The sequence below is a fragment of the Streptomyces ferrugineus genome, assembly GCF_015160855.1.
Classification (GTDB): Bacteria; Actinomycetota; Actinomycetes; order Streptomycetales; family Streptomycetaceae; genus Streptomyces; species Streptomyces ferrugineus.
In genome coordinates this window covers 623,946-649,085 of sequence record NZ_CP063373.1, presented here as the reverse complement: position 1 = coordinate 649,085, position 25,140 = coordinate 623,946, and the positions used below count along the sequence as shown (strand labels likewise).

General features: G+C 70.9%; 32 protein-coding genes. 8 read left to right on the top strand and 24 right to left on the bottom strand.

Features of this window, described 5'->3' with window-relative positions; genetic code table 11:
• The first annotated feature begins 38 nt into the window (after window positions 1-38).
• Window positions 39-182 carry a hypothetical protein gene (locus IM697_RS03085; protein ID WP_194044444.1) on the top strand — a complete coding sequence of 48 codons (144 nt, stop codon included), beginning with the start codon at window positions 39-41 and terminating at the stop codon, window positions 180-182.
• A gap of 127 nt (window positions 183-309) precedes the next feature.
• Here IM697_RS03085 and IM697_RS03080 read toward each other — a convergent pair whose 3' ends face one another.
• A complete protein-coding gene (locus IM697_RS03080; protein ID WP_194044443.1) occupies window positions 310-657 on the bottom strand; it encodes a winged helix-turn-helix transcriptional regulator in 348 nt (115 codons plus the stop codon).
• A gap of 81 nt (window positions 658-738) precedes the next feature.
• Between IM697_RS03080 and IM697_RS03075 the strand changes: the two genes are divergently transcribed.
• Window positions 739-1,632 carry an NAD(P)-dependent oxidoreductase gene (locus IM697_RS03075; RefSeq protein WP_194044442.1) on the top strand — a complete coding sequence of 298 codons (894 nt, stop codon included), beginning with the start codon at window positions 739-741 and terminating at the stop codon, window positions 1,630-1,632.
• On the opposite strand, the gene IM697_RS03070 is transcribed toward IM697_RS03075, so the two are convergent.
• The 5 genes from IM697_RS03070 to IM697_RS03050 all read right to left on the bottom strand — a co-directional run bounded on the left by IM697_RS03070 (window position 1,601) and on the right by IM697_RS03050 (window position 8,413).
• On the bottom strand, window positions 1,601-2,119 hold the full coding sequence (locus IM697_RS03070) for an HAD domain-containing protein (RefSeq protein ID WP_194044441.1): 519 nt from the start codon (window positions 2,117-2,119) through the stop codon (window positions 1,601-1,603). The genes IM697_RS03075 and IM697_RS03070 overlap by 32 nt on opposite strands.
• Window positions 2,120-2,311: 192 nt before the next feature.
• Window positions 2,312-4,336 (bottom strand): HelD family protein, encoded by a 2,025-nt coding sequence (locus IM697_RS03065; protein ID WP_194044440.1) that lies wholly within the window; start codon window positions 4,334-4,336, stop codon window positions 2,312-2,314.
• 51 nt (window positions 4,337-4,387) lie between these two features.
• Window positions 4,388-5,029, bottom strand: a complete 642-nt coding sequence (locus IM697_RS03060) for a TetR/AcrR family transcriptional regulator (RefSeq protein ID WP_194044439.1) — start codon at window positions 5,027-5,029, stop codon at window positions 4,388-4,390.
• Between the two features lie 40 nt (window positions 5,030-5,069).
• Window positions 5,070-7,241 (bottom strand): aminoglycoside phosphotransferase family protein, encoded by a 2,172-nt coding sequence (locus IM697_RS03055; protein WP_194044438.1) that lies wholly within the window; start codon window positions 7,239-7,241, stop codon window positions 5,070-5,072.
• A gap of 101 nt (window positions 7,242-7,342) precedes the next feature.
• Window positions 7,343-8,413, bottom strand: coding sequence for a phosphotransferase family protein (locus tag IM697_RS03050; protein ID WP_228044477.1), 1,071 nt, complete (start codon window positions 8,411-8,413; stop codon window positions 7,343-7,345).
• Between the two features lie 255 nt (window positions 8,414-8,668).
• Here IM697_RS03050 and IM697_RS03045 point away from each other — a divergent pair, with 255 nt between their 5' ends.
• Window positions 8,669-9,424: an HAD family hydrolase gene (locus IM697_RS03045; RefSeq protein ID WP_228044476.1), complete on the top strand. Its 756-nt coding sequence runs from the start codon at window positions 8,669-8,671 to the stop codon at window positions 9,422-9,424.
• A 12-nt stretch (window positions 9,425-9,436) separates the two neighbouring features.
• Here the strand turns inward: IM697_RS03045 and IM697_RS03040 are convergent, their stop codons facing one another.
• Window positions 9,437-10,315 carry a winged helix-turn-helix domain-containing protein gene (locus IM697_RS03040; protein WP_194044434.1) on the bottom strand — a complete coding sequence of 293 codons (879 nt, stop codon included), beginning with the start codon at window positions 10,313-10,315 and terminating at the stop codon, window positions 9,437-9,439.
• A gap of 174 nt (window positions 10,316-10,489) precedes the next feature.
• Between IM697_RS03040 and IM697_RS03035 the strand changes: the two genes are divergently transcribed.
• The gene (locus IM697_RS03035) at window positions 10,490-10,672 is read left to right on the top strand and encodes a hypothetical protein (protein WP_194044433.1); all 183 of its coding nucleotides are present in this window, start codon (window positions 10,490-10,492) and stop codon (window positions 10,670-10,672) included.
• Here IM697_RS03035 and IM697_RS03030 read toward each other — a convergent pair.
• Both IM697_RS03030 and IM697_RS03025 read right to left on the bottom strand, forming a co-directional pair.
• Entirely contained in the window at window positions 10,663-11,412 is a 750-nt protein-coding gene (locus IM697_RS03030) for an HAD family hydrolase (protein ID WP_194044432.1), read from the bottom strand. The genes IM697_RS03035 and IM697_RS03030 overlap by 10 nt on opposite strands.
• Window positions 11,412-12,290, bottom strand: coding sequence for a winged helix-turn-helix domain-containing protein (locus IM697_RS03025; RefSeq protein ID WP_194044431.1), 879 nt, complete (start codon window positions 12,288-12,290; stop codon window positions 11,412-11,414). The genes IM697_RS03030 and IM697_RS03025 overlap by 1 nt, the downstream gene beginning before the upstream one ends.
• Window positions 12,291-12,443: 153 nt before the next feature.
• On the opposite strand from IM697_RS03025, the gene IM697_RS03020 reads away from it, so the two are divergent.
• Entirely contained in the window at window positions 12,444-12,632 is a 189-nt protein-coding gene (locus IM697_RS03020) for a hypothetical protein (RefSeq protein ID WP_062723799.1), read from the top strand.
• Between the two features lie 41 nt (window positions 12,633-12,673).
• On the opposite strand, the gene IM697_RS03015 is transcribed toward IM697_RS03020, so the two are convergent.
• Window positions 12,674-13,585, bottom strand: coding sequence for a winged helix-turn-helix domain-containing protein (locus tag IM697_RS03015; protein WP_194044430.1), 912 nt, complete (start codon window positions 13,583-13,585; stop codon window positions 12,674-12,676).
• 174 nt (window positions 13,586-13,759) lie between these two features.
• On the opposite strand from IM697_RS03015, the gene IM697_RS03010 reads away from it, so the two are divergent.
• A complete protein-coding gene (locus IM697_RS03010) occupies window positions 13,760-13,939 on the top strand; it encodes a hypothetical protein (RefSeq protein WP_148000080.1) in 180 nt (59 codons plus the stop codon).
• A gap of 167 nt (window positions 13,940-14,106) precedes the next feature.
• On the opposite strand, the gene IM697_RS03005 is transcribed toward IM697_RS03010, so the two are convergent.
• Both IM697_RS03005 and IM697_RS03000 read right to left on the bottom strand, forming a co-directional pair.
• Window positions 14,107-15,366 (bottom strand): GNAT family N-acetyltransferase, encoded by a 1,260-nt coding sequence (locus IM697_RS03005; protein ID WP_194044429.1) that lies wholly within the window; start codon window positions 15,364-15,366, stop codon window positions 14,107-14,109.
• 384 nt (window positions 15,367-15,750) lie between these two features.
• A complete protein-coding gene (locus IM697_RS03000) occupies window positions 15,751-16,374 on the bottom strand; it encodes an RsiG family protein (protein WP_194044427.1) in 624 nt (207 codons plus the stop codon).
• 169 nt (window positions 16,375-16,543) lie between these two features.
• On the opposite strand from IM697_RS03000, the gene dtd reads away from it, so the two are divergent.
• Complete coding sequence (gene dtd, locus IM697_RS02995; protein ID WP_194044425.1) at window positions 16,544-16,969, top strand: D-aminoacyl-tRNA deacylase; 426 nt, start codon at window positions 16,544-16,546, stop codon at window positions 16,967-16,969.
• A 7-nt stretch (window positions 16,970-16,976) separates the two neighbouring features.
• Here the strand turns inward: dtd and ygfZ are convergent, their stop codons facing one another.
• The 6 genes from ygfZ to IM697_RS02965 form a co-directional block, all read right to left on the bottom strand.
• On the bottom strand, window positions 16,977-17,942 hold the full coding sequence (gene ygfZ / locus IM697_RS02990; RefSeq protein WP_194044423.1) for a CAF17-like 4Fe-4S cluster assembly/insertion protein YgfZ: 966 nt from the start codon (window positions 17,940-17,942) through the stop codon (window positions 16,977-16,979).
• A 10-nt stretch (window positions 17,943-17,952) separates the two neighbouring features.
• Window positions 17,953-18,405 (bottom strand): Fur family transcriptional regulator, encoded by a 453-nt coding sequence (locus IM697_RS02985; protein WP_194044421.1) that lies wholly within the window; start codon window positions 18,403-18,405, stop codon window positions 17,953-17,955.
• A gap of 31 nt (window positions 18,406-18,436) precedes the next feature.
• Entirely contained in the window at window positions 18,437-19,012 is a 576-nt protein-coding gene (locus IM697_RS02980) for a heme-binding beta-barrel domain-containing protein (RefSeq protein WP_194044419.1), read from the bottom strand.
• Window positions 19,013-19,230: 218 nt separating this feature from the next.
• Entirely contained in the window at window positions 19,231-20,106 is an 876-nt protein-coding gene (locus IM697_RS02975) for a hypothetical protein (protein WP_407699645.1), read from the bottom strand.
• A 5-nt stretch (window positions 20,107-20,111) separates the two neighbouring features.
• Window positions 20,112-20,873, bottom strand: a complete 762-nt coding sequence (locus IM697_RS02970) for a hypothetical protein (RefSeq protein ID WP_194044417.1) — start codon at window positions 20,871-20,873, stop codon at window positions 20,112-20,114.
• Complete coding sequence (locus IM697_RS02965; RefSeq protein ID WP_322734546.1) at window positions 20,870-21,538, bottom strand: hypothetical protein; 669 nt, start codon at window positions 21,536-21,538, stop codon at window positions 20,870-20,872. Before IM697_RS02965 ends, IM697_RS02970 begins: the two co-directional genes overlap by 4 nt.
• Window positions 21,539-21,737: 199 nt before the next feature.
• Here IM697_RS02965 and IM697_RS02960 point away from each other — a divergent pair, with 199 nt between their 5' ends.
• Complete coding sequence (locus IM697_RS02960) at window positions 21,738-22,100, top strand: DsrE family protein (RefSeq protein ID WP_194044415.1); 363 nt, start codon at window positions 21,738-21,740, stop codon at window positions 22,098-22,100.
• Here the strand turns inward: IM697_RS02960 and IM697_RS02955 are convergent.
• The 6 genes from IM697_RS02955 to IM697_RS02935 form a co-directional block, all read right to left on the bottom strand.
• Window positions 22,094-22,360, bottom strand: a complete 267-nt coding sequence (locus tag IM697_RS02955) for a DUF3099 domain-containing protein (protein ID WP_194044413.1) — start codon at window positions 22,358-22,360, stop codon at window positions 22,094-22,096. The two genes, IM697_RS02960 and IM697_RS02955, sit on opposite strands and share 7 nt — an antisense overlap.
• An 86-nt stretch (window positions 22,361-22,446) precedes the next feature.
• Window positions 22,447-22,734, bottom strand: a complete 288-nt coding sequence (locus tag IM697_RS02950; protein WP_028421436.1) for a DUF1416 domain-containing protein — start codon at window positions 22,732-22,734, stop codon at window positions 22,447-22,449.
• A gap of 64 nt (window positions 22,735-22,798) precedes the next feature.
• Entirely contained in the window at window positions 22,799-23,638 is an 840-nt protein-coding gene (locus IM697_RS02945) for a sulfurtransferase (RefSeq protein ID WP_194044411.1), read from the bottom strand.
• 127 nt (window positions 23,639-23,765) lie between these two features.
• The gene (locus IM697_RS45820; RefSeq protein WP_350751515.1) at window positions 23,766-23,846 is read right to left on the bottom strand and encodes an Ms5788A family Cys-rich leader peptide; all 81 of its coding nucleotides are present in this window, start codon (window positions 23,844-23,846) and stop codon (window positions 23,766-23,768) included.
• A gap of 198 nt (window positions 23,847-24,044) precedes the next feature.
• The gene (locus IM697_RS02940; protein WP_194044409.1) at window positions 24,045-24,782 is read right to left on the bottom strand and encodes an LmeA family phospholipid-binding protein; all 738 of its coding nucleotides are present in this window, start codon (window positions 24,780-24,782) and stop codon (window positions 24,045-24,047) included.
• 169 nt (window positions 24,783-24,951) lie between these two features.
• Window positions 24,952-25,134, bottom strand: a complete 183-nt coding sequence (locus IM697_RS02935; RefSeq protein ID WP_194044407.1) for a hypothetical protein — start codon at window positions 25,132-25,134, stop codon at window positions 24,952-24,954.
• Window positions 25,135-25,140: the final 6 nt, after the last annotated feature.

Genomic DNA, 25,140 nt, shown 5'->3' with positions numbered 1-25,140 from the left:
CGCAGGGTGGTCGGTACGGGCGTCGTCGAGGAGGAACCGTGAAGCGTCGTGTCGCCGCCGTTCTGGCCGCTGTCGTCGCCGGGCTGATGCTGGTCGCGGTACCGGCCGCGGCTCGGGACGGCCATGGAAACATCGAGCGGAACGAGTGGAACATCCCGCTCGCCAACCTCCGCGTCCTCTAGCGCCACCCAGGCCCCGGCCAGGGCGGCGCCGACACCCACTTATTTGTGGGTACTTGGCAGCACCGCCCCGCCGTCCGACCCTTGATGTGGGTGATCGACGAGGCGGCGGACGGAGGTGGGGTACGGGTCAGGAGGCCGACCGGGCCCCGGTCAGCCGCTCCAGGCGGCGGTGGCCCCAGTCGGAGAGCGGGCCGAGAGCCTCGGCCAGGTCGCGGCCGAAGCCGGTCAGGGAGTAGACGGTCTTCGGCGGCACCACGTCGTACACCTCGCGGTGCACCAGGCCGTCCGTCTCCATCTCGCGCAGCGCCTGGGTCAGCACCTTCTCACTGAGGCCCGGCAGCCGGCGGCGCAGTTCCGCCGGGCGGTGCGGGCCGGACTCCAGCAGCCACAGCAGCGACGTCTTCCACTTGCCGTCGATCACCGAGATCGCGGCGGTCACCCCGCAGACGTTCGGGTCATGGCGCCGACTCGTCATGCCCATCCCTCGCCATGTCCGTCCCTCATCAAACCCACCCCTTTTGTCAGCAATTATCGTCACCCTACAGGGAGTTGAGTCATGTCCACATACGCCGACGAGCCCGCCGTCACCGTCCTCGGTCTGGGGCCGATGGGCCGGGCCCTGGCCGGTGCGTTCCTGGACGCGGGCCTCCGGGTCACCGTGTGGAACCGCACGCCGGGGCGGGACGGGGAACTCCTCGACCGCGGCGCCACAGCGGCCGCGTCCGCGGCGGAGGCCGTCGCCGCCGGTCCGCTGACCGTCGTCTGCGTGGTGAACTACGACGCCGCCGACGCCGTCCTGCGGCAGGACGCCGTCACCGACGCGCTCAAGGGCCGTACGGTCGTCAACCTGACCGCCGACACCCCGGCCCGCGCCCGGGACGCGGCCGACTGGGCCGCCGCGCACGGGATCCGCTACCTGGACGGCGCGATCATGACCCCGACCACCACCATCGGGACGTCCGACGCGGTGTTCCTGCACAGCGGCCCCGAGGACCTGTACCGCGAGCAGCGGCCCGTCCTGGACGCGCTCGGCGGCACCCACACCCACCTCGGCGAGGACATCGGCCGGGCCGCCGCCTACGACATCGCCCTGCTGGACATCTTCTGGACGGCGATGGCCGGCTACGCGCACGCCCTGGCCGTGGCGCGGGCCGAGGGCATCACCGCCCGGGAACTGGCCCCCTTCGCACAGGGCATCGGCGCGATCCTGCCGCCGCTCTTCGAGGAGTTCGCGGGCGATGTCGACGACGGCACCTACTCCGGCGAACTCAACCCCGTCACCTCCGCCGTCTCCTCCATGGCCCACATCGTCGAGGCCTCCGAGTCCCACGGCATCGAGGCGGCCGTGCTGCGCGCCGCCGAGGGCCAGGCCCGCCGGGTCGTCGGGCTCGGCCACGGGACGGACGGCTTCATGCGGGTCACCGAGTTGCTGGGCCGTTCCCGGCGGTGAGCCATTCCTCCAGTACGGCGAAGTCGCGGTCGGTGAGTCCGTAGCGGTGGTCGACACGGTGGAGCAGGGCGGGCGCGGGGTGGTGGGCGGCCACCCAGGCGCGGTCGACGTCGGTGATCTCGTCGTCGACCCAGGCGAAGGGCCGCCCCGCCGCCCAGGCCACCAGCGGCCGGGTCTTCCAGTGCGGGGCGCGGGGCCCGAGCGAGGGGTCCGCGTCCTCCTCCGGCCAGTCCACGACGGGCAGCGGGGGCAGGCCGAGCCAGGGCGCGAGGGCGGTGTTCGCGTCGTCCATCCAGGTCGTGGCCCATACGAGCTCGACGCCGAGTGCGGTGAGCCGCTCCAGGCGGGTGCCGAGGGCGGGGTCGACCCGGGTGAGCAGGGGGTGGGCGTCCGGCTCGGGCAGGGTGCGGGGCGGCTCGTACCGCGGGTACGGCCGTTCCGCCCCGAAGGGGACCAGGGTTCCGTCGACGTCGAGGAAAAGGAGCATCGAAAGACAGGATCACCCTCGGCGGGCGGGCTGCGCTACCGTCCGCCCACGACTGCCGGATCGGCCTTGTGCCGTGAGCGAGTTGGGTGTCGCCCGGCCTCCGAGTGAGGTCCCGGAAGACACCCGGCTCCTTCCGCGAACTGGCCCTGATACGCCAGGAGATGAACGCCGGCGCGGACGGTCCGGAACAGCTCACCACGGCAGTGGCCTTCCGTGTACCACCTCCAGCCCCGCCACCGCCCGCGTCACCACCACGTACAGCCGCCGCAGCCCCCGCTCCTCCCCCGCCACGATCGCCGCCGGCTCCACAGCGACGACATGGTCGTACTCCAGCCCCTTGACCACACCCGCCGGCACGACGGCCACCCGTGCCCCCAGCTCCTGCGCGCCCCCGGCCTCGATCCCGGCCGCCGCCAGCGCCTGACGCACCCGGGCCACGTCCGCGTCGGCGGCGACGACCCCGACCGATCCCTCCCGGCCCAGCGCATCCCGTACGGCGCCCACCACCGCGCCCGGCAGATCGCCGTCCGCCGCCCGGAACCGCAGCTCCCCGTCCCCGCGCAGCGAACGGGCCGCCGGCACCTCCACGTCCACCCGCTCCAGCAGCCGGTTGGCCAGCTCCAGCACCGCGCCCGGCACCCGGAACCCCGCCGTCAGCGGTACGACCGCCGCGTCCGGCTTGCCCAGATGGGCCAGCACCGTCCGCCACGAGCGCGCCGCCCACGGCGTCGTCCCCTGGGCCAGGTCCCCCAGCACGGTCACCGACCCGAAGGCGGCCCGGCGGGCGATCGCCCGGCACTCCATCGGGGACAGGTCCTGCGCCTCGTCGACGACGACATGGCCGTACCCCTGCGGATGCTCGATGAGCCCGGCGACCTCGTCGAGCAGCACGAGGTCGGCGGCCGACCAGCGGGCCGACTTCCAGGACCGCGGCGGCTTCGCCCACAGCAGCGCCTGCTGCTCGTCGGCGTCCAGCACCCCGTCGGCGGCGGCGGCCAACCCGTCCGGATCCATGAGCAGTCGGCCTACGACTTCCTCGGGCCGGACCTTCGGCCACACAGCCTCGACGTACTCCCCGACCGCCCGCGCCCGCGACATCTTCCGCACCCACGCGGCGCCCGGCGGCCCGCCCCGCCGCTCCGCCTGCTCCAGGATCCGCCGCACGATCCGCGTCCGCACCCGCTCCCGCCCCACGGCGTACGGCGGCTCCTCGGCCCGCACCCCCGCCACGATCCGCAGCAGCTCCCCCTCCGGAACCCGCCACCGGTACGACCCCTCGGGCACGGCGAGCGGACCGATCCCCTCGCCCCCACCCACCCTCGCGTACAGGGCCCGCCGCAGCACCTGGGCCATCCGGGCGTCGTGCTTCACGACGGCCGTCCGCTCCTCGTCCGTCCCCCCGACCGGATGCCGGGCGATCTCGTCCCGCAGCGTGGACTGGCGCACGCCGGTCTCGCCGAGCGCGGGCAGCACCTCGGAGATGTACGACAGGAAGGTGCGGTTGGGTCCGAGGATCAGCAGTCCGCCGCGCCGGATGCGCTGCGGGTGGGTGTAGAGCAGATACGCGGCGCGGTGCAGGCCGACGGCGGTCTTGCCGGTGCCGGGGGCGCCCTGTACGCACAGGGAGACGGCGAGGTCGCCCCGTACGAGATCGTCCTGCTCGGGCTGGATGGTGGCGGCGATGTCGCGCATGGGCCCGACGCGGGGGCGTTCGATCTCCCGGGCGACGATGTCGCTCGCGCGGGACTCGCCGCGGTCGAGGTGCTCGTCCTCCAGGCCGGTGAGGTCGGTGGCGGCGCCGCGGCTGCCCGGCGCCCAGCCGAAGCGGCGTCGTACGGCGACGCCCTGCGGGTCCCGGGCCGAGGCCTGGTAGAAGGCGCGGGAGACGGGGGCACGCCAGTCGACGACGAGGGGCGGCTCGGCGGGATGCTCGCTGATCCGCAGCCGTCCGATGTGCAGCGCCTGGTGATCTGCGTCGGTGAAGTCCAGCCGCCCGAAGAACAGCGGGCCCTCGGGCAGCTCGCGCAGCGCCTTGGCCTGGCTGCGCAGCCGGTAGCCCAGGACCTCGGCGTCGGCTCCGGAGGCGGAGGCGTTCTCGCCGATGACGACCTGTTCGTCGGCGCCTTCGAGCATGCCGGCGAGGGCGGTGCGGCAGCGGTCGTGGTGGGTTCGTTCCTGGCGGAGGGTGTGGTGGAGGGCAGGGTCGGTCGGCGTCATTCCAGCAAGCGTACCGAAAGAATGAGACCGGGTTAAATTTTTTACCCGATCTCACATGGTGGGGCTGGGCACAGCCGTCAACGGCGGCAGCCCCGCCTCCAGCAGCCCGAACGCCCGCTCGGCCGCCACCACCGCGTCCGCCTTGACCTCGGCCACCGGCTCGCCCGCCGAGATCCGCCGCCAGTTCTCCTGCGCCAGGATCCGCTGTACGGCCACGATCTGCCCCGCCGCCAGCCGCGCGTCCAGGTCCCCGCCCAGCGCCTCGGCGAGCGCGGCCTCCGAACGCTCCAGGTAGGCGTGCATACGGGCGACCAGGGCCGGGGTCCCGTACACCAGCGAGTGGTAGGCGAGCACCGCGGGATGGTCATTGAGCCCGGTGATGGGATCGAGCCGCTCGATGCCGTCCAGAAAGTTCCGCCGCAGCGCCTCGAGGGGCGAGGGTCCCTCCCGCACCACCCGCGCCGCCTCCCCCTCGTGATCGGCGATCCGGTACAGCACCAGGTCCTCCTTCGCCGGGAAGTACCGGAACAGCGTCGGCTTGGAGATCTCGGCGGCGGCGGCGACCTCGGCGACGGAGACGGCGTCGAAGCCCTTCTCCACGAAGAGCCGGATGGCGGTCTCGGACACGGTCTCGTACATACGGCGCTTCTTGCGCTCGCGCAGACCGATCTCGGCGTCACCGTCGTCACTCATGCCCGCGAGCCTACGCGCGGCCGGCCGCCGCCCCCGGCGGCTACTGCGGCAGGGCGCGCAGGAGGTAGGGATTGTCGCGGCGCGGTTCGAGGTTGAGTTCGGCCAGGGCGGCCTGCAGCGTCCAGGCGTAGGACTCCACGGCCGTGCGGACGCGGGGCACGTTCAGGTGGCTGCCCGAGACCAGGTGGTCGAGGTCCTCGTAGGCGGCGCGGACGATCTCCAGGCGCTCGTACTTGCTCCAGTCGGACAGCCAGCCCCGGGTGTAGTGGCGGGGAAGTGTGCGTTCCCAGTGGCGCTTCATGAAGTGCTTGCGACGGTCGTCGGTCCGGGCCAGGCAGGTGTGCCGCACCAGGTCGTACAGCGGGTCGCCCACCCGGGCCCGGTCCCAGCCGATGAGGCCGATGCCGAACCGCTCGTCGAGGGTGCGCACCAGCTTCCACGGGTTCAGATCGCCGTGCAGCAGGGTCGGCGTGCGCCGCTCGACCGTGTGCCGCGATAGGATGGCGTGCAGCTGCCGATGGCCGGGCAGGCCGAGTCCCTCGGCCAGTGCGCGCACCTCGTCGGGCAGCCGCCGGACCAGGTCGCCGAGTTCGTCCACGCGCTGCTGGTAGAAACCGTCGGAGGACGCCGTCGGGTCGAGGGCCAGGTAGTCCACCCTGGTGAGCTCGTAGAGCTGGTCGACGACGCTCTCGGCCTCGTGCGGCCGCAGGCCGTCCGCGGGATGCTCGGGCGCGGACCCGTCACGCGGGCCCAGATACGTCTCCACGGCGAAGGCGCCGGGCCGCCGGCCGCCCTCCCCCAGCGCCAGCACCCGCGGCGCCCGGACCTGCACGCCCTCCTCCTCCAGGGCCCGCAGGACCGTGTGCTCGTCGAGCGTCCGCGAATCGTTCCGCCGCTCCGGTCCCGCCACGCGGCGGCGCACCACCACCGGGACGTCCGCCCCGTCGACCCGCGACACGACCACCGTGTTGAGATGGCGCGTGCCCCGCATCCGCCGGCCCTCGGGGGCCCGGCACTCGTCGGCCAGCGCCCTGTCCACGCACGGGTCGGGAAAGTCCTGGCGGCCCGGATGCGCCCGGTCCGGGTGCCACTGCACGGGCACCCGGCGGACCCGGTCGACCGGGGCGCCGTGGACGAACTCCGTCCACCGCTTCAGCAGCCACCAGACATCGCCCAGCGGCGGCACCGGGTCGATGTCGAGCAGTCCGGCGGCGACGGTCAGCGCGCCGTGCACCCGGACCGTGGCGTCCCTCAGCCGCCGCTCGCTCGGCAGGCGCAGCTCCAGGGTGTGCAGGACGCGCATCACGTCCGGGAAGACGGACAGCGCTCTCTCGAACGCGATGTAGTGCCTCAGGTCGTCGTCCAGCCCGTTCGCCGCCTCGGGGCTCCACTGCCGAACGGCCTTGGCCCAGGCGGCGATCGCCGCGTTCCGCTGGGCCGGGGTGTGCCCCGTGCGCACGAGATGGACGGCGAGGTCGTACAGCGGGTCGCCGTACGAGGCGAGCTCCCAGTCGACGAAGACCAGCGGCGGATCGCCGTCGCGGGTCACGATGACGTTGTCGCGGTGCAGGTCGCCGTGGAGGAGGCTGAACGGCCGCCTGGCCATCGGGGGCACCCGGCCGGCCAGTCTCATCAGGGCGCCGGACCGCACTCCGAGTCGCTCGAACATCCCTTGGTAGCGGTCCCAGTTGGGCTTTCTGACGTCCCGCTCCGTCAGCTCCACGACCGTGCGCAGGAACTCCCGGCTCTCCGGGGGGCTCGGCCACCCGTGCGGCAGCGGCGGAACCGCGTCGCGGTCGACCCGGGTCAGCCGGGCGAGCCCCTCGGCCATCGCCGCGACCAGCGAGCGGTCGACCTTCGCGACGTCACGGCAGGTCTTCGACAGCGGGACGCCCTGCACATAGGTGTGGACGGCCGAGGTCATCCAGTCGTGGGCCAGGCAGACCGGAGCGTGCTCCACCGTTCCCCTGATGGCGTCGAGCACCGCCGCCTCGTCCGCCCAGGTCTTGAACACCACACGCAGGGTGTCGGGGCGGGGTATGCGCACCAGTACGGAATCGTTCACCGGTTGCCGCAGCAGTGACGCCATCTCGGGGGTCAGCGGCACGCAGTAGTTGGTGTGGTGATGCCCTTGGAGCTGCCGCCCGTTTTCCTCGGCGTACCGGACGAACTCCGCGTACACGGTGGGCGGACGTGCGAGTGCTGCGTTCAAATGGCTTTCCTGTGCCGCGCGTTCCTGGGGGAGGAAGAACAGGTAGTCGAGACTGTAGAGCAACTGGGAGCGTCGCGCGGCCGGAAGTCGTTCTGTCGACCCTATGAGGTGCGCCGCCCCCGCAGCCGGTACCAGTCGAGCAGCGCGGCGGCCACGGTCCGCAGGTTCGGCACCTCGTCGAGCCCCAGCGGTACGGCCGCCCGGGTCAGCACCCGCTGCACCCGCATGGCCTCGGTGGGCCAGCGCCGCCAGTTGAACGATCTGCCGGTGTCCAGGATCTCGGTCGCCCGGATGACGTCGGTGAACACGCTCTGGGCCCGTTTGAAGTCCAGCAGCCTCGGCAGGTCCTCCCGCCGGCCCTCGGTGCTGCCGGGCCGGACCTCCTCGGCCACTGCGCACCACCGTTCGATCAACCGTTCCTGCTGATGGTCCGGATAGCGCATCAGGTACAGATGCGTGGCGAGGTCGTAGAGCGGGTCCCCCAGCATGGCCAGCTCCCAGTCGATGGTCCACAGGCGGCCGGCCGGGTCGAGGACGAAGTTCTCGCGGTGCAGATCGGCGTGCAGCAGGCTGAAGGGTCGTTCCGCCAGTCCCGGGACGACGACGTGCTTGCGCAGGGCGCGGAAGGAGTCCTCGTCCACGCCCAGCGCCGCGAAGAGCTCCTCGAAGGAGGCGAGGTTGTCCTGGTAGACGCGCTCCTCGACGAACCGGACCAGCCCCTCCAGAAACCCCGCGCAGTCCCCGTCCTCGGCGCGGTCCTCGGGCACACAGCGCCGTTCGGCCGCCAGCGACCGGGGGGAGACACCGATCAACTGCCGGAACAGGTCCAGGATCTGGTCGACCACGGGCTCGGGGACCGTCCGCCCGGCGGCGTACCGCGAGCCCAGCGTGCGGCCCTCGATGAACCGCTGCAACCGGATCTCGCCGACCTCGATCAGGTCCGGGATACCGGTGATCCGGCCCTGGAGCGCCGCCAGCAGCTGCTCCTCCGAGACGAAGCAACGCCGGTCGAACCACAGCAGGCCGCCGCGCGGCGCACGGCACTTGGCCCGGACGGGAGCGGCGTCCTCGTCGTCCTCCTCGCCCGCCGCGTCGGGCAGGGGGATCACATAGGTCTCGTGGTGATAGCCCTCGAGCGGCCCTTCGACCGCGCTCGCGTCACCGCCGCTCATCCGAACGGCTCGTTCCCGTGTCGGGGACACCCCTTCTGCTGACATCGCCCGCTCTCTCGACCGGTCCCGCGCCAGTGGCGGGGACGTGTTGCACGGCATCCCCCTGTGAGAGCGCATCGTGCCAGAAGTGATGCGGCCGTTCGCACCGAACCCCTGAGGCGGGTGCGCGTCATGTTCACCCGAACGGGCGGTGGCGCGTCCGACACCACGGCCCGGGGCGCCCGGCGTCCGACCGTGCCGCCCCACACTGTCCCGGTGACGACGACATGCACCCAGTACGGCGGCCGCGGCGACCGGGACACGCCGCGCCGCCTCCTCGAGCGGGCCGACGCCGTACTGCTCGACTTCGACGGCCCCGTGTGCGACCTGTTCGGCGGTGCCTGCACCGCGTACATCGCCGACGAGGTCAAGGAGCGCGCCCGGCACGAGTGGGGGCGGCTCGACCCCCGTGTGGAGGCCTGCGCCGACTCCCACGGGGTGCTGCGCCACCTGGCCGACATGGCGGTACGGCGCCCGGGCGGCCGCCGTGGGACGCGGCTGGACTGGGCGGACCGCATCGTCACCCGGCACGAGTACGCGGCGGTGCTCGAGGCGGCCCCCACGCCCGGGGCGAGCGAGCTGGTGGGCGAGCTGGCCCAGCTCGGCAAGACCTTGCTGATCGTGACCAACAACGCCGAGGGACCGGTGCGCGAGTACCTCGAACGACGGAACCTGCTCGGGCACTTCACGGCCGTGCTGGGCCGGGACCCGCACGACCCGCGTCTGATGAAGCCGCATCCCGACGTCGTCGACCGCGCCCTGGCCGAGCTCGGCGGCCCGCACCCGTCCCGGACCCTGTTGATCGGCGACCAGCTCACCGACCTCGCGGCGGCCGAGAGCGCGAAGGTGCCGTTCCTCGGCCTCACCCGGCACGAGGGGACGGCGGCACGGATGAGGCACCGCGGCGCGCGGAGCGTGGTCAGCTCGTTCGAGCCGCTGATGCGGGCGCTGTCGCCGCCCCTGACGCACTGAGCCCCGCTCCGGTCACTCGGTCAGGTGCCTCCAGACGGAGTCGAACCACTCCTGGCGCTCGGTCACGAAGACGGAGCCCGGCGAGTTGGGGTCGTCGTCCTTCACATGGCGCTCCAGGACGGCGCCGAGCCCGACGACGTCGAGGGCGGGGATCGTCTCCTCGTCCAGCACGATGGGGCGTTCGACCACCTTGTACATGCCGTGCAGGGCTTCCGTGCGGTTGAACAGGTAGAGCTTGAAGGTCGGTGTGAGCGGCACCCACCGGATGTCGACGTCGACGTCTGCCACGAGCTGCTCGGCCCTCAGCTCCTCCAGGACGAGCCGCAGGGACTGCAGGTGGCGCCGGGCTATGCCGCGCAGCCGCTCCTGCGGGCGGGGATCGTCCGGGTCGCCGGTGGCCCGCGGATAGGGCAACGGCAGGTCCTCCGAGGGCAGCAGCATGCGCAGGGCGATCCGCTGCGGGGTGATCTCCCCGGAGCGGATCCGCTCGGCCTGGATCCAGAAGTGCGCGGCCAGGGACTCGGAGGTGAAGGTGAAGACGTCCAGGGCGACCTCGGGCCGCTCGAACGCCCTGGCCATGTGCGGCCGCAGTGTCGTACGGCCCGGATGCGCCGAGCGGCCGGCCGGCTGCGGCTGCTGGGCCTGGGGCGGCGGCGACCCGATGACCCGGGATCCGCTGCCCTGCCGGGACTCGACGAGCCCGCGCTCGGAGAGCTCCCTCAGCACCCGCTGGACGGTGTCCCGGGAGACCCCCAGGTCCTGGGCCAGCTCGCGCTGCGGCGGCAGCAGGGAGCCCAGGGCGTAGGTGCCGTCGGACATACGGAGGAGGAGTGCGTCCAGCACTCGCTCGAACTCCTTGCCGCCCCCCTCGGCGGCCCGCTGTCCACCCACCCGCCGACCGTACCGCTTCTCCTCCGCCTGCACACCGATTTCAGTCAACCGACCGGTCCAACCGCCGGTCCAGTTAAGGGATCTAGCCGCCAGGGAAAACCAATTGCAGGCCAACCAGCCCAATTGGACGGCCAGTTGGGCGCCTCGATGATTCGAAGGGTGCGGGTGGGGGACATGGTGCTGTTCCAGGCGCTGTGCGCATTAACCGAGTTGACGCTGAGCCTGGTGGCGCAAGCGAGGTTGGGGGTGATTGGACTGGTCGTCCTGACAGCCGTCTTCATCGGCATCCGGGCCCGGCACAACCAGCTCGCGGTGGGGGCGGTCGTGCTGTTCGTGTTCCTGATGAGTCAGGCCTGAGCCCGCACCCCTCGCAGCACCGACCCCAGCGAGTCCACGACCGCGGTGGCCCCGGCCTCCCGCAGCAGCTTCGCCTTGCGGTCGTTACGCGCGTAGCCCAGGAACGGGACTCCGGCGCTGTTCGCGGCGACGAGGTCCGAGGGGGTGTCGCCGATCATCAGGGCCGAGGTGGGGGCCGCGCCCATGGCGTTCAGGGCCCGGTTCAGACAGTGCGGGTCCGGCTTCAGCCGGTGCAGGTCCTGGGTGCGGCCGTAGATGTGCGGGCTGAAGCAGGAGAGCAGACCGCGGCTGTTCAGATAGGCGCGGACCACGCGGGGGGAGTTGTTGGTGGCTATGGCCAACCGGGATCCGACCGCCGACCAGGTGCGGATCAGCGGATCGGCGTACGCGGTGGGCATCGCGGAGGAGGTCGCCCGCAGTTCCTCCTGGGTGAGCCGCTCCTCCAGTTCCGCGACCAGGTCGCTGCCGGGGTGCCGGCGGTCCACGGCGCGCAGGACGACGTGCGGGTCGAGGGACTCGCGCTCCTCCTCCGTCAGCAGCCCGTGCAGCCCCCGCCCCTCCAGCCAGTCCACCAGATCGATCGCCACCCGCTCGGCCTTGTGCCCGGCGAACAGCCGGCAGATCGGTCCGTCGAAGTCCCAGAGCACGACGCGAGCGCGCGTGATCAGGTCCCGGAGCTGTTCCGTCTCGTTCTCGGTCTCGGAGGTCACGGGTTCAGTCTGCGTCGTATCAGAAGTCACTAGGAGAGTGTCAGGTCAGTGGTGATGGTTTCCCAGAGGGCGTCGAACCACTTCTGGGATTCCTCCACGAACGCGGCGTCGCGCTGTCCGGCCTGTCGCACGAAGGAGAACAGCAGGGACTGGGAGCCCAGGGCGTCGTACATGTCCAGGGTCCGGCTCTCGTACTCCTCCTGGCGTTCGGTCAGGACGTAGTAGCCGATCAGCGCCTCGTCGCCGTTGAGCAGGTAGAGCTTCACCGGCGGGGTGAACGGCAGCGCGCGGAAGGTGACCCGCACGTCGACCCCGTGTGTCGACTGCAGGGCCTGGAGGTTGTGGCGCAGCACCTGGGCCTGGGCGTTGCGCATCTCCAGCCAGCGCTGGTGCACGGGGTCGTCGTCGCCGCGCCCCTCGACCAGCACCGGGAAGGCGAGATGGATGTCCCGCGACGGCAGCAGGATGCGGACGTCGATCGACTCGGGGTGGATGGAGCCGTCGTGGATCAGGCGCAGCGGCCCGCCGAGGGCCAGCATCAGGGTCTCGGAGGTGTGGCATACGACGTCCACGCGCACGCGCGATGCCGAGAAGGCCTCCGTCAGCCGGGGGGTCAGGCTGACCATGGTCGGCTGCGGGGCGCCCCGCGTGGGGGTGGGCAGGGCGATGCGCGGCGGGCTTCCCTTGCTCACGTTGGTGAGCAGGCCGTCCTCCTGGAGCGCGCGCAGGGCCTGGCGGACGGTGCCTCGCTCGACGCCGAACTCCTCGGCCAGCTCGGCCTGGGTGGGCAGACGGTCGCCCGCCTTGAGGTCTCCGACACGGATGCGTTCCCGCAGGACGTCGGCGATCTCCTGGGGCGAGAGTCTCCTGCTGCCGTTCACTGCCACGTTCTCCTGAGTCACGACCAAACGCTACAACTCACATCCATCTAGCGGGAGTTGTTGGCGCCTTGTTTCAAGGTGGGGGCCAAGTGGGGACAACTTAGTCAGAGTTGGCGTCAAGTTGGTTGAGTTGGCGGAAGTAATCCTTCCATCCCCAGAAGCCCGAAGGAGGAAACACCGATGCCCGTCCTCGCACTCCTCTCCGCCGTCTTCGTCGTCGGCGTCGAACAGACCCTCCAGTGGAAGTACGGCGCCACCGGCATCATCGGCCTGCTGCTGCTCACCATAGGCATCAAGGCCAAGAGCCCGGCCGTGAGTTCCATCGGGGCCGTCGTCCTCGCGATCCTCGTCTCGGGGCCCGCCCTATGATCCAAGCGGCAAACACCCTGATCAAACGCTGTGGGGGATGATCAGCTCGAGAGCAGCAGCTCCGAACTGATCGTCTCCCACAGTGCGTTGAACCACACATGGGACTGCTCCACGAACGTCATGTCCCGCAGCCCGGCCCCCTGCTCGAAGGCGAACAGCATGGACTGGATGCCCGGGGCGTCGTACATCTCCAGCTGCCGCTGCCCGATCTCCACCTCACGGCGGCTGAGCGTGTAGTAGGCGAACAGCGCCTCCGTGCTGTTGAGCAGGTACAGCTTCACCGGCGGCGTGAACGGCAGCGCGCGGAAGGTGACCTGCACATCGATGCCGTGCGTGGAGCGCAGCGCCAGCAGGTTGTGCCGGAGCACCTGCCCCTGGGCGTTGCGCATCGCCAGCCAGCGCTGGTGGACGGGGTCGTCGTCGGCCGAACCCGCCACCGGCGTCGGAAAGGCGAGCGGGATGTCACGGCTGGGCAGCAGCACCCGGACGTCGACCTTGGCCGGTTTCAGCTGCCCGGCGTGGATCTGACGGAGCGGCTCGCCGATGGCCAGGGTGAGGGAGACCGAGGTGAGGCACAGGGCGTCGATCTCGACGTGCGGGGCCGCGAAGGCGGACGCGATACGCGGGCCGAGGGCCACCATGGTGGGCGCCGGCGGGGCTCCGGGGCCGGTCAGCGCCTTGCCGAGGTCGGGGGCGACGGTCGCCGGGGCACCCTTGGACACATTGGTGAGCAGGTGCTCGGACTGCAGGATGCGCAGCGCCTGCCGTACGGCTCCGCGCTCGACGCCGAACTCGTCCGCCAGCCTGGCCTGGGTGGGCATGCGCTGGCCAGGCCGCAACTCGCCCGAGGTGATCCGGGCGCGCAGCTCGTCGGCCACCTCCCGATGTGACTTCTGTGGCCGCTGTGAACTCTTCCGCCCATTGGCGGAGGCGTGTTTCGGCTCCACGACCAAACATTACAACTTCCCGCCATCTTTGGGCAGTTCCAGGGATGGTGGTTATAAGACGCTTCCAGGCGGTCATAAGTACAGTGAAGTTGGTCGCCAACTTAAGCAACATGGTCAAACTTCAGGAGGGTTGGCCACAAGGGTCGGTTCTGTCGACCATCGTCACCGAAGGAGACCAGCATGCCGCTCGTCTACCTCGCCGTCGCCGCGCTCGTCATTGGATTCGAACAACTCATCCAGTGGAAGTACGGGCCGATGGGCATCATCGCCTTCCTCGCCCTGACCATCGGCATCAAGGCCAAGAACACCATGATCGGCGGCATCGGCGCGGTGATCCTCGTCATGCTGCTCGCCCACTAGCACCGTCCGGGCTCCCTTCCGGAGGGGAGCCGGGAGCCCGGTCGGTCGGCACAGTCACAACTGAACAGCGACAACCGAACAGTGTCAGCGACTCGCACAGCCACAACTGAACAACAACCGCACAGCTCGCTACGGATGAGCAGACCTGTCGTCGGCAGAGAGGAGTGTCAGAAGATGTCCGGGCACCAAGGTCGCCTGGACGTACGCAGCAGGGCGTCGGCCACCCGGGCGGCGCCCGCTCGTTCTTCCCGCACCCGCCCCAGCGCCGCGAGCCGTACGGCGGACTCGTCGCCGAGCCACAGCGTGCCCAGTTCGGCGACGTCGAGGGTGAGGTCGGCGGTGGCCGTGGTCGGCGTGCAGGACGCCCCGTCCGCGGCCGCCTCCAGCCGGTACCGCCCGCCGCTGAGGCCCGACCGGTCCACGACCTCCAGCACCAGAACGCCCTCCCCGCCGTAGGTACGCGCCTCCAGAGCCCGTACGACGTCCAGGACCCGCACCCACAGCCAGTCGGCCAGCGATGTGATCATGGCGGCCCGGGGGTCGGGGAGGACGAAGGGCAGCAGGTCGTCGGGGGCCCGCCAGTCGCTCTTCACCGTGGCGATCCAGTCGATCGAGCACAGGTAGCGCCACAGGGCGCGTTCGGCGGCCGGGGTCGTGGCGCTCAGCCAGTTGACGGTGGCCGTGTTGAGCGGCTGCTTGCCGTCGCCCCAGTGGTCGTCCGCCTTGTACGACACCATGCCCTCGACCTCGCCGGCCGCCGAGCGGTACACGGCGAAGAACGGCTCCGTCCACGGGGACCTGTCCGGGCGCAGCGCTCCGGTGTTGGTCTGCCACCACCTCTCGTCCCGGTCGACGGCACCCGGCTGGGCGCGGCGCACCCGCTCGTGCAGCTCCGGGCCGAGCTTGCGGACGTCCGCGCCGTCCACGAGGTCGATACGGCCGCCGTCGTCGGGGCCGGACCATCTCGGGTCGAGGCCGGTGCGGTGGACGTCGACGGTCCACTGGGCGGTCCAGGTGGCCGGGCCGAAGCCGTAGCGGCCGTAGATCGGGTACTCGGCGGCGATCAGGGTCGCCACGACGTCGCCCCTCTCCTTCGCCGCGGCGAGGTCGTGGGCCATCATCCGGGTGAGGAGGCCTCGGCGGCGGTGGGTGGGGCTGACGGTGACGTTGGAGATGGCGTCGGCCTGGACGGGGGTGCCGCCGACCGCGGTGAGCTGCTGGGCGAAGGAGCGGAAGGTGGCCACGCAGCGGCCGGCGTCGTAGGCGCCGAGGGTGCGGGTGGGTTCCAGGTACGACGCCCGGTCCGCGATTTCCGTCTCGGTGACGTCGGGGGTGCGCAGGAAGCCGGTGTTCAGGGCCCGGATCCAGTCGGGGATGTCGGCCACGGTGATGGGGCGGACGTCGATGTGGGGTTCGGGGCGGGTCATGGGGCCACGGTAGGTGGGCGGCCGCGGGGGTGTCGCCGAGTTTTTCCTCGCCCCCGCCGCCCCTACCCGTCCCATCCCCAGGGGCGCTGCCCCTCGACCCCCGCTGGGGCTGCCGCCCCAGACCCGCTCCGGCCCTGAAGGGGCCTTGTCCTCAAACGCCGGACGGGCTGAGAGGTGCGGGCCGGCGTTGAAAGGTGACGCCCAGCGGGTGGGTGGGGGCTCGGGACGGTGAGGGCATGTCCTCGGGCGCCGGACGGGCTGGAAGGCGGCGACCGGCGCCGAAAGGAGGCGCCCTCAGCGGGTGGGTGGGGGCTGCGGACGGTGAGGGCATGTCCTCGGGCGCCGGACGGGTCGGAGGGCGCCGACCGGCGTCGAGGCGTACTGCTACGTCAGCAGGTCGTCCACCTGGGCCTCGCCGTCTCGGTAGCGGCGGGCGATCTCCGCGCTGCACTCGTCGGTCGTGCGTTGCAGCGTCTGGCGGCGGCCCGACACCTCGTGCTCGTAGCGCACGAGTCGTCCCATCGCGGTGTTCAGCTCGGCGTCCGTACGGGCGGCCAGGTCCGACAGTTCCACCTCGGCCAGCATCTCCGACGCCAGCCGCCGGTACTCCTCGCTCTGCGGGGTGCCCAGCGTCACATGACGGGCCGAGGAGCGGTGGCGGGCCGGGGCGTCGGTGAGGATCTCCGGGAGGCGGTCCACGACCGACGCCGCGCCCGCGGGAGAGCGGCGCGCGAGTTCCGCCCGCAGGATGTCGATCCGGCCCTGCAGCAGTCGCCGTACATAACTCAGGTCCGCCTCGTCGCGCTGGGCGTCCCGCCGCAGGGTGCGCAGTTCCGGCAGGCTGAGCACGGTCAGGTCCCGCTCGGGCGGTTCCACCGGCAGCCGTGCGTGCGGGCCCGGACCCGGATCGTCGGCGGTGCGCTGTGTGGGCGGCCTGAGGGCGGTCGGCTGGCCCGCTTGGGTCAGCACGACAGCCCCAGGCGGCTGCCCGGTACTCGGTGTGCTCATGTGCCTCTACCGTCCCCTCGACCGGCGTGTGGGAGCATCGTGCCATCCCAAAGGGCCGCTATGTGACCGAGTGCCCGTGAACAGCCCCAGATGGGTGCTTAGGGCTCCAAAATGAAGCCCCTTGGAAGCCCCTTACCGAGTACTCGCCCCCACCCGGCATGATGGCGGCATGCGAGCTGTGGTGCAGAGAGTGGACGGCGCGAGTGTCGTCGTGGACGGTGAGACCGTCGGGGAGATCAGCGGCGAAGGGCTGTGCGTCCTCGTCGGAGTGACCCATGAGGACACCAAGGAGAAGGCCGCCCAACTCGCCCGCAAACTCTGGTCGATCCGCATGCTGGACGACGAGAAGTCGTGCAGCGACATCGCCGCCCCGCTCCTCGTCATCAGCCAGTTCACCCTCTACGGCGATGCGCGCAAGGGCCGCAGGCCCACCTGGAACGCCGCCGCCCCCGGCGATGTCGCCGAGCCGCTCGTCGAGGAAGTGGTCGCCCAACTGCGCGGCCTGGGCGCGACCGTGGCGACGGGCCGGTTCGGAGCCAAGATGCGGGTCTCGCTCACGAACGACGGCCCGTTCACGGTGCTGCTGGAGATCTAGCGCACGGCTACGGCTCGACGACCACTTCCTGCGCCGCCGCCGTCTCTCCGGCCAGGAGCCTCGCGTCCACGGCCACGTTCCGCTTCACCAGCGCGAGCGCGACCGGGCCCAGCTCGTGGTGGCGTACGGACGTCGTGATGAAGCCGATCTTGCGGCCGTCGGGGCCCTCGTCCGCGAGGTGGATCCCGGTGCCGTGGGGCGGCAGATGGACCTCGCTGCCGTCCAGGTGCAGAAAGACCAGACGGCGCGGGGGCTTGCCGAGGTTCTGGACCCGGGCGACCGTCTCCTGGCCGCGATAGCAGCCCTTCTGCAGATGCACCGCGGTGCCGATCCAGCCCAGCTCGTGCGGAATGGTGCGGTGGTCGGTCTCGAAGCCGAGGCGGGGGCGGTGGTGCTCGACGCGCAGGGCCTCGTGGGCGAGGATTCCGGCCGGCGGGCCGGCCTTCTCGGCGTACGACTCCAGGTCGGGGCGGGGGAGGAACAGGTCACGGCCGTACGGCGTCTCCCGTACGACGACGCCCTCCGGCACCTCCGCGATCGACCCCGCGGGCAGGTGCACCACCGCGAACTCGGCCGTCCGGTCGGCGACTTCGACCCGGTAGAAGAACTTCATCGACTCCAGGTAGGCGAGCAGCGCCTCCTGGGTGCCGGGCTCGGCATGGGCCCAGACCGTCGTACCGTCGTCGACCAGATACAGCGCGTGCTCGATGTGGCCGTGGGCGGAGAGGATCAGCGCCTCGGTGGCTTCGCCCGTGGGCAGCTCGCTGACGTGCTGGGTGAGCAGCAGATGCAGCCAGCTCAGCCGGTCGTCCCCGGAGACGGTGATGACTCCGCGGTGCGACAGGTCGACGAAACCGGTGCCGTCGGCGAGGGCGCGCTGCTCGCGGAACAGATCGCCGTAGTGGGCGGCGACGCCTTCGTCCACGCCCTCGGCGGGCACGGCGCCGGGCAGGGTCAGCAGGGGGCTCTTCATGGGCACAAGCCTACGACTCGGTAGTTGAACTCTTGCCGTTCGCACCCTTCAGCGCGCAGTCCCCGCAGCGGCCGAAGATCGCGAAGTGCTTCATGTCCGTGTCGAAGCCGAACTCGCGCCGGAGCTTGGCGGTGAACTCGGCGGCCACCGACACATCCGCCTCGATGACGTTGGTGCAGTCCCGGCAGACCAGGTGGATGTGGTGATGGCGGTCCGCCAGGTGGTACGTCGGCGCGCCGTGCCCGAGGTGGGCGTGGCTGACCAGCCCGAGCTCCTCCAGGAGCTCCAGGGTCCGGTACACGGTGGAAATGTTGACCCCCGACGCCGTCTTCCGCACTTCCACGAGGATGTCGTCGGGGGTCGCGTGCTCCAGGGTGTCCACGGCTTCGAGCACGAGTTGCCGCTGCGGCGTCAGCCGGTAGCCGCGCTGCCTGAGGTCGCTCTTCCAGTCGGTGCTCACCACACCTGAAGTCTAGAGCTACTCGAACGGCTGCCTACTTGAAGAAGGCGATGCCGTCGTCCGGCAGGTCGTCCGGGAGGGCCTTGGCCCAGCGCTCGACCTCCTCCGGGGTGACGACCTTCTTCAGATGCGCCGACATGTAGGGCCGCAGCTCGACGTCCGGCGTCTGCTTCTCGCCGACCCACATCAGGTCGCTCTTGACGTAGCCGTACAGCCGCTTGCCGCCGGTGTACGGGCCGGAGGCCGCCGTGCGGGCCACCGCGTCCGTGACCAGGTCGATCTGCGGCTTCTTGGCGGCCATCTCGCCGTACCAGACCTCGACGACACCGTCGTGGCGGACCATGGTCACCTCGACCTTGCGGTCGGCGTCGATGCGCCAGAAGCCGTGCTCGGACTCCAGGGGACGGACCTTGTTCCCGTCGTTGTCCAGCACCCAGGTGTGGGACTGGTACTCCAGGAAGTCCCGGCCGTCATGGGTGAAGGCGACCTCCTGTCCGAAGTTGCACTTCTCGGAGCCGGGGAAGTCGTGCACACCCGCGCCCGCCCAGTTGCCGAGCAGGAAGGCGAGCGGGACGAGGTCCTTGTGGAGGTCGGACGGGATCTCGATCATGAGGAGAGGTTTTCCTGGAAGTGGTCGGTCAGCGCTGGCCCTGGTACAGCTTCTTCACGGTCAGCCCGGCGAAGGCGAGGACGCCGACGCAGACCAGGACGAGCAGGGCTTCGAAGAAGATCTCCACGGGGTGCTCCTCGATTGAGCGGAGGTTGTGCGGTACGTACACAGGGCCGGGCCCCAGCTTACGCGGCCGGGGACCGGCCCTCCCGGCGAGGTCAGCCGAGCAGCTGGGTCTGCAGCATCACCGTCTGCCGGAAGGGGACGGCGTGCGCGGTGCCCTTCCTGGACTGGACGATCACCGCGAGGACGTCACCGGCGGACACATACGCCTGCCGCACCTGCTCGGCACCGGACGGCGCGGCCTCGACGTAGGCCAGCCGCGTGGTGCCGTCCGGCTGGGGCGCCTCGGCGAAGTCCTCGTCGAGGGTGAAGGCCTCGGCGCCGCGCACGGTGTGGTTCGGGGCGTTGTACGAGGCGAGGGCGCCGACCATGTCGTCCACGACCGCCGCGGTGCCGAAGTGCAGCAGGTAGACGCGGGTGTGGGTGCCGTCCTGGGTGGTCCAGCCGCGGGCGGCGACATGGCGCAGCCCGCTGTCGACGAGCCGCTGCCGCAGCTCCGCGCGCTCCTCCTTGTCCGGGTACTCCGCGAGGAAGTCCCCGGTCGCCAGCCAGCCGTCCTTTCCGCGCAGCGCCCTGTCCTCCTCGGCGCCCCTGGGCGCGGGCAGCAGCAGGGCGCGCAGGTCGGCGTGGTGGGTGCCGGCGGTGTTGGTCCCGTCGAGCGGCCCCGGGCTGCCGGAGGGCAGCGGCGGCTTCGTCAGCGTCGGGTACTCCCAGCGCCCGTCCGACTCGGTCGCCAGTCCCGGTACGTCCGTCCGCTCCAGCCGCGTGATCCCGTACGCCGTGCCCGCCCCGACCACCGCGAAGACGACGACGGCCGCGGTCCAGCGCAGCACGGCGCGCAGGACGCGGCGGTCCTTCGGCGCCGGGGGCCCGGCCGGGGCCGGCGGTATGAGGGGCGGCGCCTCGGGCATGGGGGGAATCAGGGGCGGCGGCTGCTCGGTCATGCCGGTCCTGTCGTCCCCGCCGGTCATGTCGGTCATACCGCTTCCCCCGGCTCGGCGATGCGGTCGAGCTGGGTGCGCAGCAGCACCGCGACCTCCTTGGTGTCGAGTGGCTTCTCGCCGTCCGCGGTGGCGGTGACCAGGACGTCTCCGACGTACGCGGAGCAGAACATGGTGTCGAGCTCGGTGTCGGCGTCCTTGGGCGGCAGGAAGCACTTGGCGTTGTCGTGGCCCTTGATCTCGGGGCCCTTGCGGAAGATGTCCAGGGCCTCGAGGAACTCGCTCTGGACCGTCGCCATGTTCCGGACGGCCGCCTCGCTCCCCATCTGGCTCAGCACGATGGACAGGGTGACGGCCTCGTCGTTCCCACCGGTGCCGGCCGCGCTGAGGTAGCTGCGCATGGCCATGCCCTTCACCCGCAGCTTGTCGAACTGCTTCTCCAGCTTCCGCCGCTGCGACCGGGGCAGATCACTCAGCGACTCCCGCCGCAGCGCGGCGGCCTGGGCGCCGCTGAGCGACACGTCCGAGCCGAACTCGCCGAGGTCCGGCCCGCGGACCCAGCCGTCGGTGTCGTACGGCACCAGCATCCCGGCCAGCCCGGAGGCGTGCGCCGCCTTGGTGTCACCGGCCTTGCCGGCGGCCGGGAGCTTCCACACCGGGGCACCGGCGTCCCGGTCGGCGTCCCGCACGGTCACGACGGTGTACCCGACACCCGCGACGAGGGCCGCCACCAGCAGCACGGACCCGGCCACGGCGGCGATACGGCCCTTGCGGAGGGGCTTGTCGTTGTCGCTCACAGCCGCTCCATCTGCCGCTCGGCCAGGTCCATGACGGTCTTCTTCTTGAACGGCTTGGTGCCGTAGAGCCAGATCTGCATGGCGATGTCACCCCGCGAGGCATGCGCCTCCGCGCTGTAGAGCGGCAGGTAGCCGGGTTCGGTGGTGGGCTCCTTGTGGACGTAGGCCAACCCGTCCCCCGTACCCGGTATCGGCCAGCTCCGGCTGTCCTCGGACTCCAGCCAGTACTGCTCGGCCGCGACCGCGTCGGCGGCGACGACGGTCTCCTCCTGCCGGTACTGGATCAGCCGGATCTCCACGGAGTAGGAGTTGCCGACGGCCCAGCCGGTGACGGCCGCGCGGCGGAACTCGTTGTCCGCGAGCTCGCCGAAAGCGCCTTCCGGCTCCTCGTACGTGTCGGCGTATGCGGCCATGTCCATCCAGCCGTCCAGGCCCTCCAGCCATTCGGCGTTCTTCGCCCCGGCCGGCTTCTTCAGCAGCAGCTTGCGCAGATCGCCCTCGGTCCGCACCCGGCGGTCCTGGGCGGCCGACAGCGGCTCGGGCGCCTCGCCCTTGGCCTGCGTCAGCGTCGGCTGCGAGAGCGGGGGCAGCTTCGTGGGCTCGCGGTCGGCCTGTACGAGATAGCCGGCACAGGTCCCGGCGACGACCCCGAGCACGGCGGCCACGGCGATCAGCAGCGTCGTACGCCCGCGTCGGCGACGTCCTGCCTGCCCCGCCTCTCCTGCCTCTCTCGCTTCTTCCGGAACTTCGGGTACTTCCAAGACGTCCCCCCACAGAACGTGACGAACGCATTCCGTATGCGTCGCGCACAGGAGACCCACGGGTGATGACCGAAGTTGTAAGGGAGTTGATTACGATTCGGCCATGGCGAAGAAGCTGGTGATCAAGGTGACGGCGGGGGCCGATGCCCCCGAGCGCTGCTCACAGGCGTTCACGGTCGCGGCGGTGGCCGTGGCCAGCGGTGTCGAGGTCTCCGTGTGGCTGACCGGGGAGTCCTCCTGGTTCGCGCTGCCGGGCCGGGCCGCGGAGTTCGAGCTGCCGCACGCGGCGCCGCTGCCCGACCTGATCGACTCGGTCCTCGCCGCCGGCCGCCTCACGCTGTGCACCCAGTGCGCGGCCCGCCGGGACATCACGGAGAAGGACGTCATCGAGGGCGTCCGCATCGCGGGGGCGCAGGTCTTCGTGCAGGAGGCCCTCGGGGACGAGACGCAGGCGCTCGTCTACTGAGACCGCGGGCGCTTCTTGCCGTCCAGCTCGTCCCACCACTCGTCGGACTGCGGGTCGCCGGAGGGGTCGTCCCACCAGCGGTCCTCCGGCCCCCGCCGGTTGGCGACCATCGCGGCGAGCGGCGGGATGACCATGGCGACCAGGCACATGGCCACGGCCGCCGGGACCGACCAGAGCCGTACGACGCCCCAGGCCAGGACGAAGAGCGTGAGGCACGTCCCCATCATGGCGAAGTAGATGTGACGCCGCCGTGCGTACATACGTCCAGAGTAGGCCCGTACATGCCGAAGGGCCGCACCCCGGGAGTCCAACCCGTGGGGTGCGGCCCTTCAGGCGCTCGCGGCCGTCAGACGGCGATCGCGACCTCCGCCAGGCCGCCCTTCTGGGCGACGACCGTACGGTCGGCGGTGGCGCCGGGGACCAGGGCGCGCACGGTCCAGGTGCCCTCGGCCGCGTAGAAGCGGAACTGGCCCGTGGCGGAGGTGGGGACCTCCGCGGTGAACTCGCCGGTCGAGTCCAGCAGACGGACGTAGCCCGTCACCGGCTCGCCGTCGCGGGTCACCTGACCCTGGATGGTGGTCTCACCGGGCTTGATCGTCGAGGCGTCGGGGCCGCCGGCCTTCGCTCCACACATGTCTTTCTCCAGATTGGGGTCTGACCGGAAGGAAGGCCGGTCGGGTTTGCCTGCGAGGGATGGGTTACTTGTTGGCGCCGAGCTCGATCGGGACGCCGACGAGGGAGCCGTACTCGGTCCAGGAGCCGTCGTAGTTCTTGACGTTCTCCACACCGAGCAGCTCGTGCAGCACGAACCAGGTCAGCGCGGAGCGCTCACCGATACGGCAGTAGGCGATGGTGTCCTTCGCCAGGTCGACCTGCTCCTCGGCGTAGAGCTCCTTGAGCTCCTCGTCCGACTTGAAGGTGCCGTCGTCGTTGGCGTTCTTGGACCACGGGATGTTGCGGGCGGACGGGACGTGGCCCGGACGCTGCGACTGCTCCTGCGGCAGGTGGGCCGGGGCGAGCAGCTTGCCGCTGAACTCGTCGGGCGAGCGCACGTCGACCAGGTTCTGCGAGCCGATCGCGGCGACGACGTCGTCACGGAAGGCACGGATGGAGGTGTCCTGCGGCTTGGCCTTGTAGTCGGTGGTGGCCCGCTCCGGGACCTCCTCGACCAGCTCGCGCGCGTCCAGCTCCCACTTCTTGCGGCCGCCGTCGAGGAGCTTGACGTTCTCGTGGCCGTAGAGCTTGAAGTACCAGTAGGCGTAGGAGGCGAACCAGTTGTTGTTGCCGCCGTAGAGGATCACCAGGGTGTCGTTGGCGATGCCCTTCGCCGACAGGAGCTTCTCGAAGCCCTCCTGGTCGATGAAGTCGCGGCGGACCGGGTCCTGCAGGTCCTTGGTCCAGTCGATGCGGATCGCGTTCTTGATGTGGTTCTTCTCGTAGGCGGACGTGTCTTCGTCCACCTCCACGATCGCGATGTTGGGGTTGTCCAGGTTCTCCTGGACCCAGTCGGCGTCGACGAGGACGTCGCTGCGGCTCATGCTCTTCTCTCCTCCGGGGCAGTTGCGGCGGGGCGTGCGAGTGCGAGGGGGTGCGCGCGCTCATGCCGAGACGGCGCACCTGTGCCCTGGTCAGGGCGAGGGGAAACGCGGAAGTCGGAGCTTCCGCTCAGAAGGGGCGACAGAGCATGGCGGCAACGCGGCAGAGGTCTACTGCCCGCCGCTTCGTGAGATCCGCCTGTCGCTTCATGGCGTCGATCGTAGGGACGGACGGGCGGGCGTGTCACCGGTGTGTCACATACCGAGACAGGATCGTCCGGGATGCGGGAATGAATCACTCGGGAGGGCGTAGTGAAGCGGCCTGCGGGTCGGTGTGGCCGCGGGCACATCTACGGTGCGGACGGCGCTGTCTCGCCAGTCGGACACAGCGGTCCGTTCGGTCTCCGTACTACCCGGCGAGGCGGACGTTCGAACCCCTCACCGTGATCTCGACGCCGTCCTTCGCCGCCTGGACCTGGTCGAGCTGGATGCCGCCGGGAAGGCCGTCGATCTTCTGCTCGAAGTCGGTGATCGCGCGGGCGCGGTTCTCGGCGATGTCGACGCCGCCGAAGTCGGGCAGGTCGTCGGCGTGCACCCGCACGGTGTCGCCCTTGGCGGTGACGGAGCTGAGGACGTAGACCGGCTCGGGCAGCTTGGTGCCGAGGACGGTGGCCTCGACGGCGACCCTGATCTTGCCGTTGCCGCCGTCGGAGAGGCCGACAACGCCGGCGGTGACGCCGGGGGCGACCTGGGTGGGCTCGGACTTGGCGGTCTTCAGCAGCTCGGCGTAGGTGATGGACGCGGTGCCGGTGGCGGTGGCCGCGGTGGCGGAGCTGTAGTCGCCGGAGAACTCGACGCCCTTCATGTTCGCGGTGAGGTCGTCGATCCGGATCGTCTTGCCGTCGGTGCCGGTGGCGGCCTCGTAGTCCTTGATACCGACCTCGACGTCGTCCAGCGAGCCGCTCGCGACCTGGGTGAGGAACGGGAAGCCCTTGATGGACACGTCCGGGGCGCCGGCGAGGTTCTCACTCGCCTGCAACTTCCCGGCGACCTCGTCCTCGGCGAACCCGACGGCGAGCCGGTCGGCCAGCACGAAGAGGCCCCCCAGGATCACGACGATTATGAGCAGTATCCGCAGGGCGCGCATGTTGTGGTGTTCCCCCCACCTGAGTGGTCATCAACGACGACGGTCACTGACGACCGAGTGGCCGTCCAGCGCGAGGGTAACCCCGGGGCGAGGGCGGGCCGGGAGATTGTCGATCACCTGTGACAGGCGAGGCACCCGCCTTCGCCACCGCGCCAGTCCCCGACCCTGCTCAGGAATTGTTCACGTACCAGATCGCGCCGCCGAGGAAAACCGGCAGCGTGAACGCCATCTGCAGTATCCAGGGGACCCCGGGCCCCTCGTCATCGGGCTTGCCGGGGTTCTCCTCCCGCCAGATCATGAACGTCCGCATCGCCTTCGTGTGCCCCACGACACCGGCTGCGAAGGCCAGCATGAGTCC

Excerpts from the sequence above, each read along its gene's own strand:
- IM697_RS03080 (WP_194044443.1), bottom strand. The coding sequence starts at position 657 with ATGACGAGTCGGCGCCATGACCCGAACGTCTGCGGGGTGACCGCCGCG.
- IM697_RS03075 (WP_194044442.1), top strand. The coding sequence starts at position 739 with ATGTCCACATACGCCGACGAGCCCGCCGTCACCGTCCTCGGTCTGGGG.
- IM697_RS03070 (WP_194044441.1), bottom strand. The coding sequence starts at position 2,119 with ATGCTCCTTTTCCTCGACGTCGACGGAACCCTGGTCCCCTTCGGGGCG.
- IM697_RS03065 (WP_194044440.1), bottom strand. The coding sequence starts at position 4,336 with ATGACGCCGACCGACCCTGCCCTCCACCACACCCTCCGCCAGGAACGA.
- IM697_RS03060 (WP_194044439.1), bottom strand. The coding sequence starts at position 5,029 with ATGAGTGACGACGGTGACGCCGAGATCGGTCTGCGCGAGCGCAAGAAG.
- IM697_RS03050 (WP_228044477.1), bottom strand. The coding sequence starts at position 8,413 with ATGAGCGGCGGTGACGCGAGCGCGGTCGAAGGGCCGCTCGAGGGCTAT.
- IM697_RS03035 (WP_194044433.1), top strand. The coding sequence starts at position 10,490 with ATGGTGCTGTTCCAGGCGCTGTGCGCATTAACCGAGTTGACGCTGAGC.
- IM697_RS03020 (WP_062723799.1), top strand. The coding sequence starts at position 12,444 with ATGCCCGTCCTCGCACTCCTCTCCGCCGTCTTCGTCGTCGGCGTCGAA.
- IM697_RS03010 (WP_148000080.1), top strand. The coding sequence starts at position 13,760 with ATGCCGCTCGTCTACCTCGCCGTCGCCGCGCTCGTCATTGGATTCGAA.
- IM697_RS03005 (WP_194044429.1), bottom strand. The coding sequence starts at position 15,366 with ATGACCCGCCCCGAACCCCACATCGACGTCCGCCCCATCACCGTGGCC.
- IM697_RS03000 (WP_194044427.1), bottom strand. The coding sequence starts at position 16,374 with ATGAGCACACCGAGTACCGGGCAGCCGCCTGGGGCTGTCGTGCTGACC.
- dtd (WP_194044425.1), top strand. The coding sequence starts at position 16,544 with ATGCGAGCTGTGGTGCAGAGAGTGGACGGCGCGAGTGTCGTCGTGGAC.
- ygfZ (WP_194044423.1), bottom strand. The coding sequence starts at position 17,942 with ATGAAGAGCCCCCTGCTGACCCTGCCCGGCGCCGTGCCCGCCGAGGGC.
- IM697_RS02980 (WP_194044419.1), bottom strand. The coding sequence starts at position 19,012 with ATGATCGAGATCCCGTCCGACCTCCACAAGGACCTCGTCCCGCTCGCC.
- IM697_RS02975 (WP_407699645.1), bottom strand. The coding sequence starts at position 20,106 with ATGACCGGCGGGGACGACAGGACCGGCATGACCGAGCAGCCGCCGCCC.
- IM697_RS02960 (WP_194044415.1), top strand. The coding sequence starts at position 21,738 with ATGGCGAAGAAGCTGGTGATCAAGGTGACGGCGGGGGCCGATGCCCCC.
- IM697_RS02955 (WP_194044413.1), bottom strand. The coding sequence starts at position 22,360 with ATGTACGCACGGCGGCGTCACATCTACTTCGCCATGATGGGGACGTGC.
- IM697_RS02950 (WP_028421436.1), bottom strand. The coding sequence starts at position 22,734 with ATGTGTGGAGCGAAGGCCGGCGGCCCCGACGCCTCGACGATCAAGCCC.
- IM697_RS02945 (WP_194044411.1), bottom strand. The coding sequence starts at position 23,638 with ATGAGCCGCAGCGACGTCCTCGTCGACGCCGACTGGGTCCAGGAGAAC.
- IM697_RS45820 (WP_350751515.1), bottom strand. The coding sequence starts at position 23,846 with ATGAAGCGACAGGCGGATCTCACGAAGCGGCGGGCAGTAGACCTCTGC.
- IM697_RS02940 (WP_194044409.1), bottom strand. The coding sequence starts at position 24,782 with ATGCGCGCCCTGCGGATACTGCTCATAATCGTCGTGATCCTGGGGGGC.
- IM697_RS02935 (WP_194044407.1), bottom strand. The coding sequence starts at position 25,134 with ATGCTGGCCTTCGCAGCCGGTGTCGTGGGGCACACGAAGGCGATGCGG.